General features: G+C 42.4%; 1 protein-coding gene. It reads left to right on the top strand.

Annotated features, from left to right (window positions below; translation table 11 throughout):
* Window positions 1–74: 74 nt before the first annotated feature.
* Window positions 75–1,007: a CRISPR-associated protein Csx3 gene (locus IQ228_RS27570; protein WP_193965040.1), complete on the top strand. Its 933-nt coding sequence runs from the start codon at window positions 75–77 to the stop codon at window positions 1,005–1,007.
* The last annotated feature ends 39 nt before the right edge of the window (window positions 1,008–1,046 follow it).

Here is a 1,046-nt window from a genome sequence, read left to right as displayed (position 1 = left end):
TTAATTGATTAAAGTTTTACTTGAGGAAATTACTTGAGTCATGTTTTAATTATTTTATAATCCAGTGCTATTTAATGAGTATTTACCATATCAGTTTAGACGGTGACGTTTTAAAGGTAGGATTTGGCAGTACCATATCTACGGGGGATAAAATTGTCCGTGATGCAGCTACCAGATTGAATCAAATGATTGTTTCTGGCGAATTACCGGGGGGTTCGCTGATTAAAATCAACGGTCGGACATCGGTGCTGGTGAGTCAGGTATTAGCTGATAAATTATCTATATTGTATGATGCGATCGCTCTGTTTGATCCCAAGATTGGCGATAGGGGGCTGGATAGGTACGTAGTCACCATTAGTAAACATCCTGATTATCAAGTTGGGGATATTTTGGATGTGGTGCAGATACAGCAGCAGTCAAGTATCAAATTAGTGATTTGCGGGTTTGCGAATACAGGAAAGACCTGTTTCCGGGAAGGTCTAAAACAAGCGTTGTTACAGATTCCCAATGCCCCGGAATCCTATTTTATCTCTGGTTGTCCAGATGGGGATGGTTCTTGGTATGGGGAAACGGCACGACGGGACGCAGATTTAGCAAATAGGTTAAAAACGGAGTACAAGGCGGGTTTTACCCCGGAATTTGGACAACTGAAGGCACAGGAAGTCAGGGGGATCAATACACCGATATTTGTATTTGATGTCGGTGGTAAAATTTCCAATGCTAACCGGTTGATTATGGGGGAAGCAACTCATGCGGTGATTTTAGTCAAGGATGAAACTGAGGTTGCAACTTGGGAAGAGTTATGTGAATCGCTGGGTTTGTTGGTAGTGGCTATTATTCACAGTGATTATGAGGGTGTGGAAGATGTGATTTCCCAGGAAACGCCGATTCTTAGAGGAAATGTGCATCGCTTAAAACGTGGGGAGGATGTTTCTGTTCGTTCGATGATTCGGGCTTTGGCTGGGGTTTTGGTGGGTTTAGTTTCAGGAGAATCTAAAAATGGATAAGATGAATTCTGTTAGTATTGCGATCGCTTGGTGTTTAGC

The sequence above is a fragment of the Dolichospermum sp. LEGE 00246 genome, from assembly GCF_015207865.1.
Lineage (GTDB): Bacteria > Cyanobacteriota > Cyanobacteriia > Cyanobacteriales > Nostocaceae > Dolichospermum > Dolichospermum heterosporum.
The sequence above is the reverse complement of the archived record's forward strand: the minus strand, read 5'-3'. Positions and strand labels throughout refer to the sequence as shown.

Bases quoted from the DNA above. Each gene is read 5' to 3' on its own strand.
- IQ228_RS27570 (WP_193965040.1), top strand. From the start codon at position 75: ATGAGTATTTACCATATCAGTTTAGACGGTGACGTTTTAAAGGTAGGA.